Annotated in this window: 15 protein-coding genes; 9 read left to right on the forward strand and 6 right to left on the reverse strand. The window is 67.7% G+C overall.

The annotated features are described in order from the left end of the window. The first annotated feature begins 1 nt into the window (after position 1). From gor to GC146_RS04970, 5 genes are all read left to right on the forward strand, one after another. Positions 2-1360, forward strand: coding sequence for a glutathione-disulfide reductase (gor, locus tag GC146_RS04950; RefSeq protein ID WP_291835159.1), 1359 nt, complete (start codon positions 2-4; stop codon positions 1358-1360). Between the two features lie 76 nt (positions 1361-1436). Then, positions 1437-2654, forward strand: coding sequence for an FtsH protease activity modulator HflK (gene hflK / locus GC146_RS04955; protein ID WP_291835162.1), 1218 nt, complete (start codon positions 1437-1439; stop codon positions 2652-2654). Next, positions 2654-3679, forward strand: a complete 1026-nt coding sequence (locus GC146_RS04960; protein WP_291835165.1) for a protease modulator HflC — start codon at positions 2654-2656, stop codon at positions 3677-3679. The genes hflK and GC146_RS04960 overlap by 1 nt, the downstream gene beginning before the upstream one ends. 1 nt (position 3680) lies before the next feature. Next, positions 3681-3875 carry a DUF2065 family protein gene (locus GC146_RS04965; protein ID WP_291835168.1) on the forward strand — a complete coding sequence of 65 codons (195 nt, stop codon included), beginning with the start codon at positions 3681-3683 and terminating at the stop codon, positions 3873-3875. A gap of 267 nt (positions 3876-4142) precedes the next feature. Next, entirely contained in the window at positions 4143-5516 is a 1374-nt protein-coding gene (locus GC146_RS04970; protein WP_291835761.1) for a Do family serine endopeptidase, read from the forward strand. A gap of 22 nt (positions 5517-5538) precedes the next feature. On the opposite strand, the gene GC146_RS04975 is transcribed toward GC146_RS04970, so the two are convergent. After that, positions 5539-6021 (reverse strand): peptidoglycan-binding domain-containing protein, encoded by a 483-nt coding sequence (locus GC146_RS04975; protein WP_291835171.1) that lies wholly within the window; start codon positions 6019-6021, stop codon positions 5539-5541. Positions 6022-6282: 261 nt separating this feature from the next. Between GC146_RS04975 and GC146_RS04980 the strand changes: the two genes are divergently transcribed. Together GC146_RS04980 and GC146_RS04985 are read left to right on the forward strand one after the other, a co-directional pair. Further along, positions 6283-6606, forward strand: coding sequence for a 2Fe-2S iron-sulfur cluster-binding protein (locus tag GC146_RS04980; RefSeq protein WP_291835174.1), 324 nt, complete (start codon positions 6283-6285; stop codon positions 6604-6606). Further along, positions 6606-7295, forward strand: coding sequence for a VCBS repeat-containing protein (locus GC146_RS04985; protein ID WP_291835177.1), 690 nt, complete (start codon positions 6606-6608; stop codon positions 7293-7295). The genes GC146_RS04980 and GC146_RS04985 overlap by 1 nt, the downstream gene beginning before the upstream one ends. Here the strand turns inward: GC146_RS04985 and cobS are convergent. After that, entirely contained in the window at positions 7292-8065 is a 774-nt protein-coding gene (gene cobS / locus GC146_RS04990; RefSeq protein ID WP_291835179.1) for an adenosylcobinamide-GDP ribazoletransferase, read from the reverse strand. The genes GC146_RS04985 and cobS overlap by 4 nt on opposite strands. A 77-nt stretch (positions 8066-8142) precedes the next feature. On the opposite strand from cobS, the gene cobT reads away from it, so the two are divergent. Then, positions 8143-9159 (forward strand): nicotinate-nucleotide--dimethylbenzimidazole phosphoribosyltransferase, encoded by a 1017-nt coding sequence (gene cobT, locus GC146_RS04995; protein WP_291835182.1) that lies wholly within the window; start codon positions 8143-8145, stop codon positions 9157-9159. On the opposite strand, the gene GC146_RS05000 is transcribed toward cobT, so the two are convergent. Then, positions 9111-11066: a cation:proton antiporter gene (locus GC146_RS05000; protein WP_291835185.1), complete on the reverse strand. Its 1956-nt coding sequence runs from the start codon at positions 11064-11066 to the stop codon at positions 9111-9113. The two genes, cobT and GC146_RS05000, sit on opposite strands and share 49 nt — an antisense overlap. A gap of 77 nt (positions 11067-11143) precedes the next feature. Then, the gene (locus GC146_RS05005; protein WP_291835187.1) at positions 11144-14608 is read right to left on the reverse strand and encodes a hypothetical protein; all 3465 of its coding nucleotides are present in this window, start codon (positions 14606-14608) and stop codon (positions 11144-11146) included. Positions 14609-14800: 192 nt separating this feature from the next. On the opposite strand from GC146_RS05005, the gene GC146_RS05010 reads away from it, so the two are divergent. After that, on the forward strand, positions 14801-15511 hold the full coding sequence (locus GC146_RS05010; protein ID WP_291835190.1) for an SIMPL domain-containing protein: 711 nt from the start codon (positions 14801-14803) through the stop codon (positions 15509-15511). A 52-nt stretch (positions 15512-15563) separates the two neighbouring features. Here GC146_RS05010 and GC146_RS05015 read toward each other — a convergent pair whose 3' ends face one another. Further along, positions 15564-16850: an O-acetylhomoserine aminocarboxypropyltransferase/cysteine synthase family protein gene (locus GC146_RS05015; RefSeq protein ID WP_291835193.1), complete on the reverse strand. Its 1287-nt coding sequence runs from the start codon at positions 16848-16850 to the stop codon at positions 15564-15566. Positions 16851-16966: 116 nt separating this feature from the next. Next, on the reverse strand, positions 16967-18343 hold the full coding sequence (locus GC146_RS05020; protein WP_291835195.1) for a trypsin-like peptidase domain-containing protein: 1377 nt from the start codon (positions 18341-18343) through the stop codon (positions 16967-16969). Positions 18344-18576 lie beyond the last annotated feature (233 nt).

Genomic DNA, 18576 nt, shown 5'->3' on the forward strand with positions numbered 1-18576 from the left:
CATGCCTTCTTTCGACTACGACCTTTTCGTCATCGGCGGCGGCTCTGGCGGGGTGCGGGCGGCGCGGATGGCGGCGGCGACCGGAGCCCGGGTGGCCTTGGCCGAGGAAAGCCGGATGGGTGGCACTTGCGTGATCCGTGGCTGCGTGCCCAAGAAATTGATGGTCTTTGCCAGCGGCTATGCCGAGATGATGTCGGACGCGCGCGCCTACGGTTGGGATCTGGCCGATGGCACCTTCGACTGGGGCGTGTTCCGGGGCAAGTTGCATGCGGAACTGGACCGGCTGGAAGGCGTCTATCGCAAGCTGCTGGGCAATTCCGGGGTCGAGATCTTCGACACCCGTGCGCGGCTGACAGGCCCGCATGACATTGCGCTGGCCGATGGGCGCGCGGTATCGGCCAAGCACATCCTGATCGCAACCGGTGGACGCCCGCAGCGACCCGAGATGACAAATGCCGAGGTCGGGCTGGTCAGCGATGACATCTTCGATCTTGACCAGTTGCCGGGCTCGATCCTGATCGTCGGCGGCGGATATATCGCCTGCGAGTTCGCGGGCATCCTCAATGGCTTGGGCGTGAACGTCACGCAGTATTACCGTGGCGCCCAGATCCTGCGCGGTTTCGACGACGAGGCGCGGGGACTTGTGGCCGAGGCGATGCGAGCGCGCGGCGTGGACCTGCATTGTGGCACCAACATTCTGGAAATCGCCCGCGTGGACGATGGCATCCGGGTGAAATCGACCAATGGTACGGAACGCAACTTCGATCAGGTTCTGTTCGCAACGGGGCGCGTGCCCAATACCGAGGGCCTTGGCCTGGACGCGATCGGGTTGGTGCCCGGCCGGCGCGGCGAGGTGGTTGTGGACAGCTATTCGCAAACCTCCGTGCCATCGATCTTTGCCATTGGCGACGTGACCCACCGGGTGCAGCTGACGCCGGTGGCGATCCGCGAGGGCATGGCCTTTGTCGAAACGGTGTTCAACGGCAACCCGACGCCGGTCGATCATGAGCTGATCCCCTCGGCCGTCTTTACCCAGCCCGAACTGGGCACGGTGGGCCTGACCGAGGAAGAAGCGCGCGAGCGCGAGCCGGTGGAGATTTACGCTACCAGCTTCCGCCCGATGCAGCACGCCTTTGCCGGCCGCAGTGACCGGGTGCTGATGAAGCTGATCGTCGCGCGCGACAGCCGCAAGGTGCTGGGGTGTCATATCGTCGCGGACAATGCCGGCGAGATGATCCAGTTGGCCGGGATCGCGGTGAAAATGGGCGCGACCAAAGAGGATTTCGACCGGACGGTGGCGGTTCACCCCACGATGGCAGAAGAACTCGTGACGATGCGCGAACCGGTCCGGACCGCTTGAATTCGCGAGATCAGCGCACAAGTTGGTCTGTAACGGCTCCGTGAAGGGGCGCGACAGGAAGGAAGATTGACGCAACATGGCTGGTAACAATGGTGGTCCCTGGGGCGGCGGCGGTGGCGGCAAGGGGCCGGACGACGATGATCGTGGCCGTGGCGGACGGCGTCCGGGCGAAGGCCCCCAGATCCCCGAGATCGACGATCTGGTGAACCGCGGGCGCGAGCAGCTGCGCGTGTTGATGGGCGGCCGGAATGGCCGCAGCGGCATGGGCGGTGGCGGCGGTGGCCCGTCGTTCAGTCGTGGGACGATCGGACTTGGCGTGCTTGCGCTGGTGGTGGTCTGGGGCTTTGCCTCTTTCTACACCGTCAAGCCGGATGAACGTTCGGTCGAACTGTTCTTGGGCAAATACTACAAGACCGGCGAGCCGGGGCTGAACTTCGCGCCGTGGCCGCTTGTCCATGCCGAGGTTCTGCCTGTCACGACCGAACGCACCATCGAGATCGGAACCGCGACCTCGGGACAAAATTCCGGGCTGATGCTGACCGGGGACCAGAACATCGTCGATATCGACTTCCAGGTTGTCTGGAACATCTCGGACCCGACGAAATACCTCTTCAATCTTGCCAACCCGCCGCTGACGATCGAGGCGGTAGCGGAATCGGCCATGCGCGAGATCATCGCGCAATCCGACCTTGCGCCGATTCTGAACCGCGACCGTGGCATTATTGCCGACAAGCTGACCACCGCGATCCAGACCACGCTCGACAGCTATGACAGCGGCGTCAACGTCGTGCGCGTCAACTTCGACAAGGCCGACCCGCCCGAGCCGGTGATCGCAAGCTTCCGCAAGGTGCAGGATGCCGCGCAAGAGCGTGACCGGCTGCAGAACGTGGCCGACGCCTACGCCAACCAAGTGCTTGCGGGCGCCCGCGGTGAAGCCGCGCAGGTGCTGGAACAGGCCGAAGGCTATCGTGCGAAGGTCGTCAACGAGGCCGAGGGCGAGGCCAGCCGCTTCAGTGCGGTGCTGGCCGAATACCTCAAGGCGCCGGAAGTGACGCGCAAGCGCATCTATCTTGAAACCATGCAGCAGGTACTAAGCGGGGTGAATATCACCCTGATCGACGATAAGGCATTGGGCGGGACCGGCGTGGTGCCCTACCTGCCGCTGAATGAATTGAACCGGGGAATGCCCAGTGGCAGTTCGTCGTCTTCCTCTACATCCAGCAGCGGGTCGACGGCGTCCTCCAACACCGGCACATCTTCGAGTACCATGAATTCGTCCGGGGGGAATAACTGATGCGGCTCTGGACAATTCTTGGTGGCACTGCAGCCTTGCTGCTGTTTCTCGCCCTCAATGCCATCTACATCGTCGATCCGCGCCAGAAGGTGCTGGTTCTGCAATTCGGCGAAATCGTTTCGGTCAAGGAAGACCCCGGGCTGGGCTTCAAGATTCCGCTGATTCAGGAAGTGGTGCGCTATGACAGCCGCATCCTGAGCCGCGAGATGGACAGCCTTGAGGTGACGCCATCGGACGACCGGCGTCTGGTTGTCGATGCCTTCGCGCGCTACCGGATCGCCGACGTGCGCAAGTTCCGGCAGGCCGTCGGCACCGGCGGACAGGATTTTGCGGCCTCGCGCCTTGACGGCATCTTGCGGGCCAAGACCCGCGATATCCTTGGCAGCGTGTCGTCCAATGACATCCTGTCAACGGATCGTGCCGCCTTGATGTTGCGCATCCGCAATGCCGCGATCCCCGAGGCCGAAGCGTTGGGGCTGCAAGTGATCGACGTGCGGCTGAAGCGGACCGACCTGCCGCCAGCCAACCTCAACGCCACTTACGAGCGGATGAAGGCCGAGCGTGAACGCGAGGCGGCTGACGAGATCGCCCGCGGCAACGAAGCGGCGCAAAGGGTCCGTGCGCAGGCCGACCGCACGGTGGTCGAGCTTGTCTCGGACGCCAAGCGGCAGGCCGAGATCGCCCGCGGCGAGGCTGATGCGCAGCGTGCGGCAATCTTCGCCAAGGCCTATGGTGCCGATCCCGAGTTCTTCGCCTTCTACCGGTCGATGACGGCCTATGGCGATGCGCTCAAGGGCGGCAATACCGCGATGGTGCTGGGGCCGAATTCGGAATTCTTCAACTACCTGAATTCCGACACCGGCATTGCCGGCCCGATCGACGGGATGCCCGCGCCGCCGCCCGCGCCCTCTGCTGCTGCCGCCGACGCGGTACCGGCGGATGCCGCGCCTGCGCCAGCCACGGCACCGGCGACGCCACCTGCACCGGCAACCGCGCCGGCACCGGCGCCGGCTCCGGCCAACTGACATGGGCCTTTTGCTGCTGGGGCTGGGCCTGGTCCTCGTGATCGAGGGGCTGGTCTATGCTCTGGCGCCGGGGCTGGTCGAGCAGATGCTGGCCGTGCTGCGGGGGGTGCCCGTTGAACAGCGGCGGCTGATCGGGTTGGCGGCGTTGGCGCTGGGTGTGGCACTGATGTGGCTGGCCCGGCTGGCGGGAATGTGATCCGCACGACCACGCCCGATCAGGGTTTGCAACAATTCGACGCTTTGCGTTCCGGTCTTGCCGTTCTAGCCTGTTGCCACATTTCAAGGGGTGCCCGCGACTTGCGCCGGGCTGCCCGATAGATCGTGATCCTTAGGAGTTGACCCTATGCGCCATTCCCTTCCGCCCCGTCCGGCCGCTCGTGCCATTGCCGCCTCGCCCGCCATCGCGACGGGACGACTTCTGGCGGGGCTGGTGCTGGCCCTGCTGACGGCCTTGGCACTGGTTATGGCGCAGCCGCAGCGCGGCGCGGCACAGGACCGCCCGGTGTCGTTTGCCGATCTGGTTGCAAGGGTCAGCCCCGCGGTGGTGGACATCACCTCGACCACGATGGTGGCGGGCAATGCCGGGCCTCCGGGCATGGCGCCGCAAGGTTCGCCCTTCGGAGACCTGTTCAAGAACATGCCCAACGGCCCTGATGCGCCGCGACGGTCCACTGCGCTGGGGTCCGGCTTTGTCATCTCGTCGGATGGCTACATCGTCACCAACAACCACGTCATCGAGGGCGCTGACGAGATCCAGATCGAGTTTCTGGACGGCAAGAAGATGCCCGCGACACTGGTCGGCACCGACCCCAAGACTGACATTGCGCTGTTGAAAGTCGATGCGACCGATCTGCCCTTCGTCAAGTTTGGTGACAGCAACGGGCCGGGTGCGCGCGTGGGCGAATGGGTTCTGGCGGTGGGCAACCCGCTGGGTCAGGGCTTTTCGGTTTCGGCCGGTATCGTCTCGGCCCGCAACCGCGAGCTGTCGGGGACCTATGACGACTACATCCAGACCGACGCCGCGATCAACCGCGGCAACTCGGGCGGGCCGCTCTTCAACATGGACGGCGACGTCATCGGCGTGAACACGGCGATCCTGTCGCCCAATGGTGGTTCGATCGGGATCGGCTTCTCGATGGCCTCCAACGTGGTCAGCAACGTCGTCGATCAGCTGCGTCAATATGGCGAGACACGGCGCGGCTGGCTGGGTGTCAAGATTCAAGACATCACGCCCGACATGGTTGATGCCATCACCGGGCTGGGCAGCGTGCGTGGCGCGATGATCACCGATGTGCCGACCGGGCCGGCCGCCGATGCCGGACTGAAGGCGGGCGATGTGATCCTGACCTTCGACGGCAAACTGGTGACCGATACCCGCGAACTGGTGCGGATGGTCGGCAACGCGCCGGTGGGAAAATCGGTGGACGTGCAGGTGTTGCGCGATGGCCAGACGGTTGACGCAACCGTGGTGCTGGGCCGCCGCGAAACCGCCGAGGGCGACATGGCGCCCACCGCGCCGGAAAAACCCGTGGCCCCTGCCAAGGCTGATATCCTTGGCCTGACGGTGGTCGAGGTGACGCCCGAGCTTGCCACCCAGTTCAATCTTGGCGATGCGACGGGGCTTGTCATTACCTCGGTCGATCCCGCGTCGGATGCCGCGCGCAAGGGGCTTCAGCCGGGTGACCTGATCACCCAGGCCGGGCAACAGCCGGTCGCCAACGCCGATGACCTGCGCGCGCGGATCAGCGAGGCCAAGGATGCCGGGCGTCGTTCGCTGCTGCTGTTGATCCGGCGCGGTGGCGATCCGCGATTTGTCGGCCTTGCGCTGGACAAGTAGGGCCGCGCTGCAATTCCCGCCGTCAGCCCCGGTCGAGCTGTTCCTGCGAAAGAACGGTCAGGCCGAGGGCGCGCGCGGTCTTGATGTCGATCAGGGTGCTGTCATGGCCCGAAACGCGCTGGAACGCCCGGATCGCCGCGTTGGTTTCAGGGTCCAGCGCGCCGGTAATCGGGCCGAGGTAATACCCCCGCGTTTTCAGCGCGCGTTGCAGTGATTGCACGAAATCCACCGTTTGGTCGGGTGGGCAGATTGTCTGGAACAGCACCTCTTGCCGCTCTCTGGTGATCTCTTGCCGGGTTTCGGTGCGATAGGTGGCGGGGCGGATTACGGTGCCGTCAGGTGCGGTGACAGCGGGCTGGTCGGGCACCTGCACGGTGACGGTCTGTAACACTGCGGGTGTCACATCGCGGCCAAAGCAACGGCCTTGCGCGTCATAGGTGACCTCGGGCGTGGCAAAGGCAGGTGGTGCGCTTTGCGGGGTCGCCTGCGCGCAGGCTGAAAGCATAACCGCGCCCAGTGCCGCAAGGCGGGGCACCGACCTGAAAGGGGCGGGTGGGGTCATCTGCTCTGCCACGGGGCCTGTCGGCGCCTTCTGTTTCTCGGCCGCAACCTTAGCGCGGATGATGCTGGTCGCCAATCGCCGACGCCCATTTTGCAGGCGTGGTGTCGCAGCTAGCCAACATGCTGGCGATTTTCGGGCTGGAAGGCCCGGGCCCGCTGACCTAGATAGGCGGGGACCGAGGCAACAGAAAAACAGGGCGCTGCAATGGCACGTATCACCTATGTCGAGTTTGGCGGGAAGGAGCACACGCTGGAGGTGCCCAACGGCCTGACTGTGATGGAAGGCGCCCGCGACAACGGCATTCCCGGCATCGAGGCCGATTGCGGCGGCGCCTGCGCCTGTTCGACCTGCCACGTCTATGTCGACCCGGCCTGGGTGGACAAGCTGCCGCCCAAGGACGCGATGGAAGAGGACATGCTCGATTTCGCGTTCAAGCCCGACCCCGTCCGCTCGCGCCTGACCTGCCAGCTGAAAGTGTCGGACGCGCTGGACGGCTTGCGCGTCGAGATGCCCGAAAAACAGATCTGATGCGCGCGCTGCTGGCGGCGCTGCTGCTGGCATGGCCCGTGGCGACGTCGGCGCAGGTTGTCGGCGCGGCCTATGATGCGCCGTCGCACCGCTACGGCCACAACGTGCTGGGCACGCAGGGCGAATGGGACGCGCTGGTGCTGACACTGGCCGACGGGCGGCAGGTTCGGATCGTGCCTCCTGATGCCGGCATCTTCGAGGATACAGCGCCGCGCCTGGCCGATCTTGACGGCGATGGCGCGCCGGAGGTGGTGACGGTGCGCACATCGCTGACGCGCGGCGCGGCGCTGGTGGTCTATGGCCCCGAGGGCGAGATTGCCGCGACCCCGCCGATTGGTGCGCCGCATCGCTGGATTGCGGTGGTGGGCATTGCCGATCTGGATGGCGACGGGCGGCCCGAGATCGCGGTGGTCGACCGGCCTCACCTTGCGAAGGTGCTGCGCCTCTATGGCCTGCGTGACGGGCGGCTGGTGGAACTGGCCGCGGCGGGTGGCCTGACCAACCATCATTTCGGCGAGGCCACGCCAGAGGGCGGCATCCGCACCTGCGGCGGCCTGCCCGAGGTCGTAGTGGCCGATGGCCAGTGGCAGCGCATCCTTGCCGCGCGGCTGGTCGCGGGGCGGATCCTCGGGCGCGACCTGGGGCGCTATCGCGGCCCGGCTTCGCTGGCGGCGGCGCTGCGCTGCTAGGGCAGCAGCGCCACGAGTGTCAGCAGGACGGCTGTTTCGGCCAGTTGTTCCGCCGCGCCAAGGATGTCGCCGGTCTGGCCGCCGATCCGTGCGCGTGCGACGCCACCGACCAGCACCGCCGCCACCGCCATCGCCAGCAGCGCCGGCACCGTCTGCAAGCCGATCAGGCCCAGCGAGAGCGCCAGCGCCAGCAGCGCACCTGCCGCGGCGGTTGCCGCGCGTGGCCGCCCCACCTGCGCGCTCAACCCGCCTGCACGGGCATTGGGCAGGGCCGCCATCAAGGCCGCCATCGGGACGCGCGCCAGCAGCGCCGCCGCCATCACCGGGGCCCATAGCGCCCCGGCCGCGATCAGCGCGTTCAGCGCCTGCCAGCGCAGCAGGGCCGACAGGACCAGCGCCAGAACGCCGTAGGTGCCGATCCGGCTGTCCTTCATGATCTCCAGCCGCCGCTCGGGCGTCCAGCCGCCCCACAGGCCGTCCGCGGTGTCGGCCAGCCCGTCCTCGTGCATTGCGCCGGTCAGGATCACGCTCGCGGCCAGCACCACTGTCGCGGCGATGGCGGCGGGCAGGCCAAGGACAAGCGTGACCCGGCCTGCCAGGGCTGCAAGCGCGCCCACCACCAGCCCGGCCAGCGGCCAGGCCCAAGCGGCAGCGGCGCCGCGGGCCTGCGCGCGGGCGATGTCGACGCGCACCGGCAGGCGGCTGAGCAGGCCCAGCGCGGCGGGGATATCCTCGGGCCGCAGAAGCGGGGCGGTGTCGTCTTCGTGCACGTCGATGCCCTTTCCGGCCTTTCGCTCGCCGCCACGAGGGTTAGACAGGCAGGGCCGATCTTGCAACGAGGACTGCCATGACCGCCCCCTTTTCCACCCTCGACCAGTTCCGCATGACCCTTGCCGCCCAGCTGGGGCCCGACGAGGCCGCGACCGAGGCCGCGCGCACACGCAACGGCCAACTGACCAAGCCGCCCGGCGCGCTGGGCCGGCTTGAGGACCTTGCGATCTGGTATGCCGGATGGCGCGGCACCGGGCGACCCGAGCTGGCGCACCCGCAGGTCATCATCTTCGCCGGCAATCACGGGGTGACGGCGCGCGGCGTTTCCGCCTTTCCGGCCGAGGTGACGGCGCAGATGGTGATGAACTTCCAGCACGGCGGCGCTGCGATCAACCAGTTGGCGCGGACCTTCGGCGCGCGGATGGATGTCCATGCGCTCGACCTCGACACCCCGACGGCCGATTTCACCCAAGGCCCCGCGATGACCGAGGCCGAGGTCGTGGCTGCGATTGCCACCGGGTGGGAGGCAGTCGATGCCGAGGCCGACCTGCTGGTCACGGGCGAGATGGGCATCGGCAATACCACCGCTGCCGCGGCGCTGGCGGCGGCCATCTTCGGCGGCGCGCCCGCCGATTGGACGGGGCGGGGCACCGGCGTTGATGACGCGGGCCTGGAGCGCAAGACGACCGTCGTTTCCGAAGGACTGGCCGCCAATCCCGGCGCCTTCGGCCACCCGCTCGAGGCGCTGCGCTGCCTTGGCGGGCGCGAGATCGCCGCGATGGCGGGGGCGATTGCCGCGGCGCGGGCCAATCGCATTCCGGTGATCCTCGACGGGTTCATCTGCACCGCGGCCGCAGCTGTTCTGGAACGCGAGGTGCCCGGCGCGCTGGATCACGCGGTGGCGGGACATCTCAGCGCCGAGAGCGCGCATGCCCAGCTTCTGGCGGCATTGGAAAAAGAGCCGCTCTTGCAACTGGGCTTGCGGCTGGGTGAGGGCTCGGGCGCGGCGCTGGCCATCGGCGTGCTGCAAGGCGCCATCGCCTGTCATTCCGGCATGGCGTCTTTTGCCGAAGCCGGGGTGGCCGACGGCTGATTACCGGTGGCATTTTCGTCCGGTGCGGTGGTGTCCTCGGATGACGAACCTGTCTGCGGGCGGCTGAGCAGTGCCGTTTCCAGCGCGTTGTTCAGCTCGGCCGCGCGTTTGACATAGGCCGGGATGTTCGACACCGGCACGCCCGGAATCCACAGGTCCGCCAGTTCGCGCAGCGCCTTGCGATCATGGTGATAGAACATCGATTCGGCCTCGGCGGCCTCGTATTCGCTGAGGCCGAGGTTCTCCAGCGCGTAGCGCCCCGCGCGCAAGGAGCTGTCGAACATCTCGCGCACGATGTCGTCGGCGCCCGCGGCGTGCAATTCGTAGACATGCACGCGGTCATGCGCGCGGGCGATGATGTGCAGGTCCGGCCGGGTCTTGCGGGCATAGGCGGTCAGGCGCACCGCCGCGGCCTTGTCGTCGATCGCGATGACCAGCACCGTGGCGCGCTCGAGTCCCGCGGCCTTCAGCAGATCGGGGCGCGTAGGATCGCCGAAAAAGCCTTTGAAGCCGAAGGTGCGCATCGCCTGCACGGTTGCAAGGTCCTTGTCGATGACCACCGTGGAAAAGCCCGCGCTTTGCACCAGCCGGTTGACGATCTGGCCGAAGCGCCCGATCCCCGCGATGATGACCTGGCCCGTCTTGTCCACGGCGTCGGCCTCGGCTTCGGCCTCGGGCCGTTCGCGCCGGGCCAGCCAGTCGTAAAGGATGAAAAGCAGCGGCGAAATCAGCATCGACAGCGCGATGATCATCAGCAGAAGCTGGCCCAGACGCGGCAGCAACACGCCGGTGGCGAGCGAGAACGAGATCAGCACGAAGCCGAACTCGCTCGATTGGCTCAGGCCGAGGGTGAAGAGGCGACGGTCACGCGGTCGCAGTCGCCATGCCCGCGCCAGCACCGTCAGGACCGTGCCCTTGAGCAGGATCAGCAGCAACGTCAGGCCAAGGATGCGCAGCGGATCGTCGAAGAAGGCGCCAAGGTTGAAGCCCGCGCCGACCGTGATGAAGAACAGCCCCAGCAGCAGGCCCTTGAAAGGCTCAAGGTCGCTTTCGAGCTCGTGCCGGAACTCGGACGTGGCCAGCACCACGCCGGCAAGGAAGGTGCCAAGCGCGGGCGAGAGGCCCACCATCTCCATCAGCACGGCGATGGATACGACCATCAAGAGGGCCAGCGCGGTATACATCTCGCGCAGTCGGGCCTGATGGATGTAGCGAAACACCGGGCGGGTCAGGAAGATGCCGGCAAGGACCACCACGGCGACAGCGCCCAGCGTGACCAACGTCACCCCCCAGCCCGGCAGCCCTTCGACAAGGTTGGGCACCGAGTGACTGGTCATCGCGGCGGTGTCGCCCGGGCGGCTGATAGAGCCGTCGGGGGCCAGTGTCGTCGGACCTACCAGCGCCAGAAGCGGCAGGAAGGCCAGCATCGGGATGACGGCGATGTCTTGCGCCAGCAATACGGCGAACACGTTACGCCCGCCTGCCGTCTGGACCAGCCCGCGTTCCGACAGCGTCTGCAGGACAATGGCAGTCGACGAGAGCGACAGGATCAGCCCGATGGCCAGCGCATGCTGCCACGTCTCTTTCATCGCCAGCGCCGCACCCATCACCACCACCGTCGTTCCCACGATCTGCAGACCACCCAGCCCGAAAAGCCGCATCCGCATGGCCCAAAGCGCGCGTGGGTCCAGTTCCAGCCCGATCAGGAACAGCATCATCACGACGCCGAATTCTGCAAAATGCTGCAAATCCTGCGTCTCGGTTCCGACAAGCCCGGTCAGCGGGCCAACGACGATGCCGGCAGCCAGGTAGCCCAGGACGGAGCCGAGGCCAAGGCGCGCGGCCAGTGGCACCGCAATGACCGCGGCACCAAGGTAGATGGTGGCCTGAAAGAGAAAATGCTCCATCCCCGCAGGCTATCACGCCACGGTGTCGGCTTGGCAATGACGCGTTGCGGCGCGTGGCAGAAATCGCGCGCGGCTGCCTACTGAACCGGCGGCATCTGCAGGCTGATGGTGCGCCCGCCCTTGACGTAGTTCACAAGGTTCTCGCCGATCGCCACGACTTGCCCGCCGTCCAGCGCATCGCCGACCTTGACCTGCATCACGCTGCCGGATGGCAGGCGGATGAGCGCGGCGCGATTGCTGGATGTGCCAGTCACGCCCAGCAGGCTGATCTGGCGCAGCCTGATCGCATTGCTGTCGGTTGCAGCGCGGGCGACGCCGCCGGGCACCGGGCCGGTGGGCATGCCCGTCACTTCCATTCGTGGGGCATTGGGGGGTATCGCAGGTGCCGAGGAGGCCGCGGCGGCCTGCTGCACCGCCGCATCCACCGCTGCCTGGTCCTGCGCGGGACGCGCCGCGGCGACGATGCTGTCGAAATTGGCGGGCCGCGCGTCCGGCGGGGCCGAAACGGCAACGGCCAGCGCGGTGGCCGAGGCGAAGGCGTCGGGCGCTGGAGCAGCAATACTGGCCCCGTCATTGCCGGGCGCGCTGGCCGGGACAAGGTTATCAGGTCGCGGCTTGGGCGGAAGTGCCTGCACATCGGCCCGCGTGGCATTGCCGAAGACGGCCGGAAGGGGGGCCGTGTCCGGGGCCGCCGAGGTAGCCGTCGTAGCGGTGTCGGGGCGTGCCAGCGGTTGGATATCCACGCCGCCCGCGGTCACCACGGTGACGGGCGGAGCCGCCTCGGCGGGTAAGGGTTCGGTTGACGCCGCTGGGGCACTGTCTGTCGCGGCGGCACTCGGAGAGGCCGTTGCGGGCGGGGCTGTCAGGTCCGGTGCGGGAGGCACGGGGCCGGTCGCCACGGCATCGGCGCGTGGCGGCAGCGGCGGAATGACCGTTGGTTTGCCCGCTATGACAAGGGCGCCGCTTGGGGTGACGGCGCCGTCTGGCGTGGCAGGAACAAGGCGGGCTGCGTCAGCCGCTGCAACTGCCGCGGTGGCGGGGGCGGCGGGCTGTGGTGGCGGCAGGGGTGGCACGTTTGCCGGCACGTCAGAGGCCAGATTGCCAAGGTTGGGCAGGGGCACGGGGCCAGCGCGAACCATCGGCGCGGCACCCGCATCGGCGCCAACACCGGTGCCGGGATCGGCCTGCAGCGAGGTTGGCAGGGAAGGTGTGCGTTGCCAGACACCGGTTGCGGCATAGGCCTGGCTGGCCTGATCAGGCGTCAGCGGCTGGCCGGTCGGTGCGGCACTGGCCACCGTATCCGGCGCGGCGCCGGGGCTGGCGGCGCCGGTGTCAGAACTGGCGGTGTCGGCCGCGCTTGCATCAGCTGTGGCCGTTGCGCCCGCATCCGCCGCGCCGGTCCCGAGATCGGCCAGATCGGCGCTCGCCTCTTCCTCGGGCGTCGGGGTGTCGGTGATGACGTTGCCGGTCGCGCTTGCCATCGTCTGGCTGTCAGTCAGCGCCGGGGCAGGCGGCACAGTGCCGGAAACCGCGGCATCGGGCGCGGTTGCATCTGCCTGCGTGGCGGTGGGCCTTGCCACGGGCTTGATGCCGGGCACAACGGGGTCAGACGCGGTGCTGTCGGCCGAGGCCACGGCGGTGTCGCGCGAAAGGCCCAGCCAGCGCATCACCACCTGTGGCGACGTGACCGAGGCCCATGCCGCTGCGATGGCGAGAAAGAGCAGCAGCAGCACCGTCAGGATCAGCCCGAGATAGCGCGGCTTGCCGCCGATCCGCTGGCGATGCGCGCTCTTGCGCGCGCCGAAGACGGTCATCTGAGCGGCGGTTTCGGCCTGCTCGGCGGCGGTTTCCTTTTGCACCTTGCGGCTGGCGGCCGAGATCGCCAGCGCGCGGCGCAGCCCGTCAGGAGGAAGCGAGGGCGCGGCCACCTTTGCAGTCGAGGGTGAGGCAGCCTCGCTCTTGGGGCTCGCGGCCTTTCCTGCGGAAAGCAGTGGCGCGATACCGGGCGGCGGCGCAACCGACGGGGCGGGTTTGTTTGGTGCCGTAACCGGCGCGCTGTTCAGGCGCTGGTCATTCTGCGGGCCATTCCGCGGGGCGGCCATCGGTGACGGCATTGCGCGCGGCGCGGGGGCCCCGGTTGATGCCGCGCCAAGACGCGGGCCTGCAGCCGGTGGCACATCGGTTGCCACGCCAAGGGGCCGGGCGGAGGCTGCCGGTGGTTTGTCCAGCGTCACGGCTGCTTTCGGGGGCGTGTCGGCGGCTTTGCTGCCGGGCAGAGGCGGCGGGATCGCCGTTCCGGCCGAGGGTGTTTGCCACGGCATCGGGCCGCGCGGGGCGTTGCGGGTTGCAAATTTCGGCTCGCCCCCGCGCGGATCGGCGGCGGGCGCCGGCGGGATCGGTGAAGGGCGCGTCGCCGCTGGGGCTACCGGGCCCGAAGAGGGCTCGGATGTTTTGCGCAGGGCCTGCAGCGGACGGGTGCGCGAGACGAAGACCGGCTCGGGCTCGGCAGGTTTTGGCGCCGGGGCTTTGGGCGCTTCATCCTTGGGCGGCGTCACTTCAGGGGCTTCGGTCTTGGCAGGGGCTGCTGCTGCTTTCTCGGCCGGTGGTGTCGCCTTGGGCACTTCGGCCTTTGCCGGGGTCGCGGCTGCGGTTTCTGCGCGGGGCGTCACAACGGGCGCCGGGCGGCTGGCCGGCGGAACGTCGCGCGACGGGATGGAAAGGCGCGCGGCCGCTGCGGCCTTGTCGGCAGGCTTTTCGGCCGGGGGCGTGGCAGGGCTGGCTGCCTTGGCCGGTTCTGCGGCAGGGCTTTCATCCTGCGGCTCAGCTTTTTCGGGCTCGGCATCGGCAGGCGAAGGCGCCGCCGTTGCCGTCTCGGCCGCGTCGGGGCCAGCCTTCTGAGGGTCCTCCTCGGGCGTCTTCTGCTGAACCTTCCGCTCGACTGCCGCGGCGGCCATGGCCACGGGTGTCGACCCTGCGGGTGGTGGCGGGGGCGGTTCGGCCACGCGCGCCTTGCCAAGCACCCTAACCGGTTCGCGGTCGCGCTCAGGCGACTCGCCCGGGCCGAGAAGGTTGGGCGCCGCGGCCGTTGCACCAAAGAAGACCTCGCCAGCAAACGCCCCGGGCGGGGCGATCGCCACGAAAGAGACCGGCGCGAATTTATGCGTCACCGCAAAGCTTTCCGCTTCGGTCAGCGTTTCGCGCGCAACGGCGGCCACGAAGACGCCCGCCGGCGTGCGTGCAAGGTCATAGACAAGGTCATCGACCTTGTAGGGGGTCGCGCCGTCAAGCGCGGCGCGCACCTCGGCCTCGCCGCCCTTCGTCGCGGGCAGCGTCATGTAGCGGATCTGGTCGTTGGGCAGGATCAGCTTGGTCCGCAGGCCCCGCGGATCGAGGGCCACAGCGTTGCGCCGCATCAGCGCAAGCCGCGCGTCAAGATCGGCGATGTCAAAGCTGACCTCGTCGATCACATGCCAGCCGCCGGTAACCCGGTGCAGGAGGCTGATCCCGTCGGAGGAAAGGGAAAGAGCGAAGTTTGGTTGCATGGGCCGGCTTTAGAACTCTCGACAAGGGGGAGGAATGGTCACCCGCCGTTTGCGGGAACCTACAGCAGATTCCTGCCAAGGCCAAGGCGGCGGGCACCGAGGCGGGGAGTTGACGGCTTGCACGACAGGCGGTCGGCTGCGACGCTGCAAGGGGGTGGATTAGGCCCCCTTGTGTGGCGAAGGAGGAACGAGATGGGCAGGTCGGTCTGGAGAAAGGGCCTCGTGCTGGCGTTGGTGTTGGGAACGGCATGGTTTGCGGGGATTGAACCCGTGCAGGCGCAGGCGGCGCGCACGATCAGCGTAACGGGCGAAGGGCAAAGCGCCGCAAAACCTGACATGGCCGCGATTCGTCTTGGCGTCAGCAAGGATGCCCCCTCTGCCAGTGATGCGGTTGCCGCAATGAGCGCGGACATGGCGCAGGTTCTGGCCGCATTGAAAGAAGCCGGTATCGCCGACATCGATCTGCAAACCAGCGGCCTGTCGCTGAACGAGCGCTACTCGCGGCCCGACGAGAACGGCAACACCACGCTGGTGGGGTTCACCGCGTCCACGGACCTGACGGTCCGCGTGCGTGATCTGGACAAGCTGGGCAGCATCCTCGACACCGTGGTGCGGACCGGCGCCAACCGGCTGAACGGCATCAGCTTTGACTTGCAGGATCCCGGTCCGGCGACCGACGCCGCGCGCCGGGCCGCGGTTGCCGATGGCATCGCGCGCGCCCGGCTTTACGCCGCTGCCGCGGGCGTGACACTCGGCCCATTGTTGACGCTGGACGAGGCCGGAGGAGGCAGCCCGACGCCGGTGATGATGGAGGCGCGCTTTGCCGCGGCGCCCGTGCCGGTCGCGGCGGGCGAGGTCAGCGTCAGCGCCTCGGTGCAGATGACCTTCGCTATCGGCGACTAGGGCTCGGGTCAGGGGCCGGGGAGGGCACATGCCGCCCCCGGCCCGCGATATCCTATGCCGTCGCGGCGGCCAGCGCCTGGTCAAGATCGGCGATCAGGTCTTCGGCATCCTCGATCCCGATCGACAGGCGCACCACGTTGGGCGCGGCACCTGCCGCCACCTGCTGTTCTTCGTTCAGCTGGCGGTGCGTGGTCGAGGCGGAATGGATGATCAGGCTGCGCGTATCGCCAAGGTTGGCGACGTGGCTGAAGAGCTTGACGTTATCCACCAGCTTGACGCAGGCGTCGTATCCACCCTTGACCGCGAAGGTAAAGAGCGCGCCCGCGCCCTTCGGACAGATCTTTTTCGCGCGGTCGAAATAGGGCGAACTTTCAAGGCCCGGATAGGTCACGAAATCGACCCGGCTGTCAGCCTCCAGCCACTTGGCGACCTTCACCGCGTTCTCGACATGGCGTTGCATCCGCAATGACAGGGTTTCGATGCCCATCAGCGTGTAATGCGCGCCCTGCGGGTTCATCGTCATCCCGAGGTCACGCAGCCCCACCGCGATGGAGTGGAAGGTGAAGGCCATCGCGCCCAATGCGGCATGGAAGGTCAGTCCGTGATAGGCGGGCTCGGGCTCCGAGAGCGAGGGGAATTTGCCCGAGGCGGACCAGTCGAACTTGCCCGAATCCACAACCGCACCGCCGGTGACCGTACCGTTGCCGGTCAGGTATTTCGTGGTCGAATGCACGACCAGCGTCGCACCGTGCTCGATCGGGCGGCAGAGGTAGGGCGTGGCCGAGGTGTTGTCGACGATCAGCGGGAGGCCCGCGGCGTCGGCCACCTTGGCAATGGCGGGCAGGTCGGTGACATAGCCGCCGGGGTTCGCGATCGTCTCGCAGAAAACGGCGCGGGTATTGTCGTCAATCGCGGCGGCAATGGCATCGGGATCGTCGAAATCGACGAATTTGGCCGACCAGCCGAACTTGCGGATCGTATTGGTGAATTGCTGGATCGTACCGCCGTAGAGCCGGGTCGAGGCCACCACGTTGCAGCCGGGGCTCATCAGCGGGAACAGCGCCATTATCTGCGCCGCATGGCCCGAAGAACAGCAGATCGCCCCCGCGCCGCCTTCCAGCGCCGCGATCCTGTCGGCCAGGGCCGAGACGGTCGGGTTGGTCAGGCGCGAATAGATGTAGCCCACTTCCTGCAGGTTGAAGAGCGCTGCCGCGTGATCGGCATCGCGAAAGACGTAGGCCGTCGTCTGGTAGATCGGCACCTGCCGCGCGCCTGTGGCGGGGTCGGGGCTGCTTCCGGCATGCACTTGCAGCGTGTCGAAGCCGAGGGGCTTGGTCATGGGATCCTCCCGTTGGTCATGATCGCGGCGACGTTAGGGGAAGCGCCCCCGCCGCACAACTGCGAAGGGGGCATCACGAAATCCTTATATTCTTGGGCTTCGGCGCGGTCCGGGGCCTAGTAACCGCGCAGGCGGATCATCGCGCGCTGGGTGCCGCGCTGCACCTCGATCTGCCATGACCGGCCACCGCTGCGCAGCACGGCCTTGAGGTCATCCGGCGTTTGCAGGCTGCGGCCGTTGACCGAAAGCAACAGGTCGCCCGGCTGCAGCCCGGTGCGCAGGACCGGTCCCTGCACATCCGTCACCGCCAGCCCCGTCGCATCGAGCGGCAGACCCAGAGCGTCGATGACAGCCGGCGAGACTTGCTGAACGCTCAGCCCGTCCAGCACAGTGCCGCCATTGATCGCAACCGGGCTTGCATCGCTGCCCGGGGCCGCGCCCAGTTGCACCTGCGCATCGTGTAACGCGCCGGCCCGCCAGTAGCTGACATCCGCGCTGTTGCCCGCGCCCGTGACGGCGAGCCGATAGGCCAGTTCGCTGGGGGCGTTGACCGGCTGACCTGCAACCGAGACGATGACATCGCCGGTGGCAAGGCCCGCCTTGCTGAACGGGCTTTGCGGGTGCAGGCGGTTGATGACCACGCCATGCGGCGGTGACAGGCCCAGCGCATCGGCCATCGTGGCATCGACCGTCTGGGCATCGAGCCCCGACCACGGGTGCACGACCGATTTCTGCCCCGCTTCGGCCGCGGCAACGTAGCGCGCCACGAGGTCCGCCGGAATGGCAAAGCCGATCCCGTTCGAGCCGCCCGACTGGCTGAGGATCGACGTGTTGATGCCTAGCAAATGTCCGTTGAGATCCACCAGCGCGCCGCCCGAATTGCCGGGATTGATCGCCGCGTCGGTCTGGACGTAGTAGCCTTGCGAACTGTCTGAGGCGCCCGAACGCGCCAGACCAGAGACGATGCCGCTGGTGACCGTCTGACCGATACCGAAGGGGTTGCCGATGGCGATGACGAAATCGCCAACCTGCGCCAGATCGCTGTCGGCCAGCGTCAGCGCCGGCAGGCCCTTTGCGCCATCGAGCTTGATCACGGCGAGGTCCGCTGCCTTGTCGGCCAAAAGAACCTTGCCCGCGAATTCACGCCGGTCGGCCAGCACCACCCGGATGTCGGTCGCATCGCCCACGACGTGGTAGTTTGATACCACGATGCCATCGCTGCGCAGGATCACGCCCGAGCCAAGCGAGTTCTGCACCCGTGGCGCGGCCAGCCCACCGCCGAAGAACTGCGAAAAGATCGGGTCGTTCGCAAACGGGCTTTGCCGCTGCGCCACGACGCGGGTTGCGTAGATGTTGACGACCGCCGGGGTCGCCGCGCGCACCACCGGCGACAGCGACATCTGCACCTCGGCGCGGCTGAGCGGTACCTGTGGCTCGGCCAGCGCGGCAGTCGCGAGCAGTAGGGGGACAAGCGCGATCGCGAAACGGTGCATCGAGGAACCTCCGGCTGAAACCTTGTCGCGGATGATTTCCGCGCCCCGGCCCGGATTTCAAGGCAAAGCCCCGCCGCCTCGCGGATTAGTGTGGGCCGCGCGACCGCGCGACTGCCCAGGGGGCGCTGCCCCCGACCCCGCCCTGCGGGCGCGGTCTCCCCCGGGATATTTGCAAGGCAAAGGCGGGCAGGGCGCACCCCCGGCCGGAACCCCGAGGGTCCGGCGCCCGGCCG

It is taken from the genome of Limimaricola sp., from assembly GCF_016125575.1.
In the GTDB taxonomy this organism is placed as follows: domain Bacteria; phylum Pseudomonadota; class Alphaproteobacteria; order Rhodobacterales; family Rhodobacteraceae; genus WGLM01.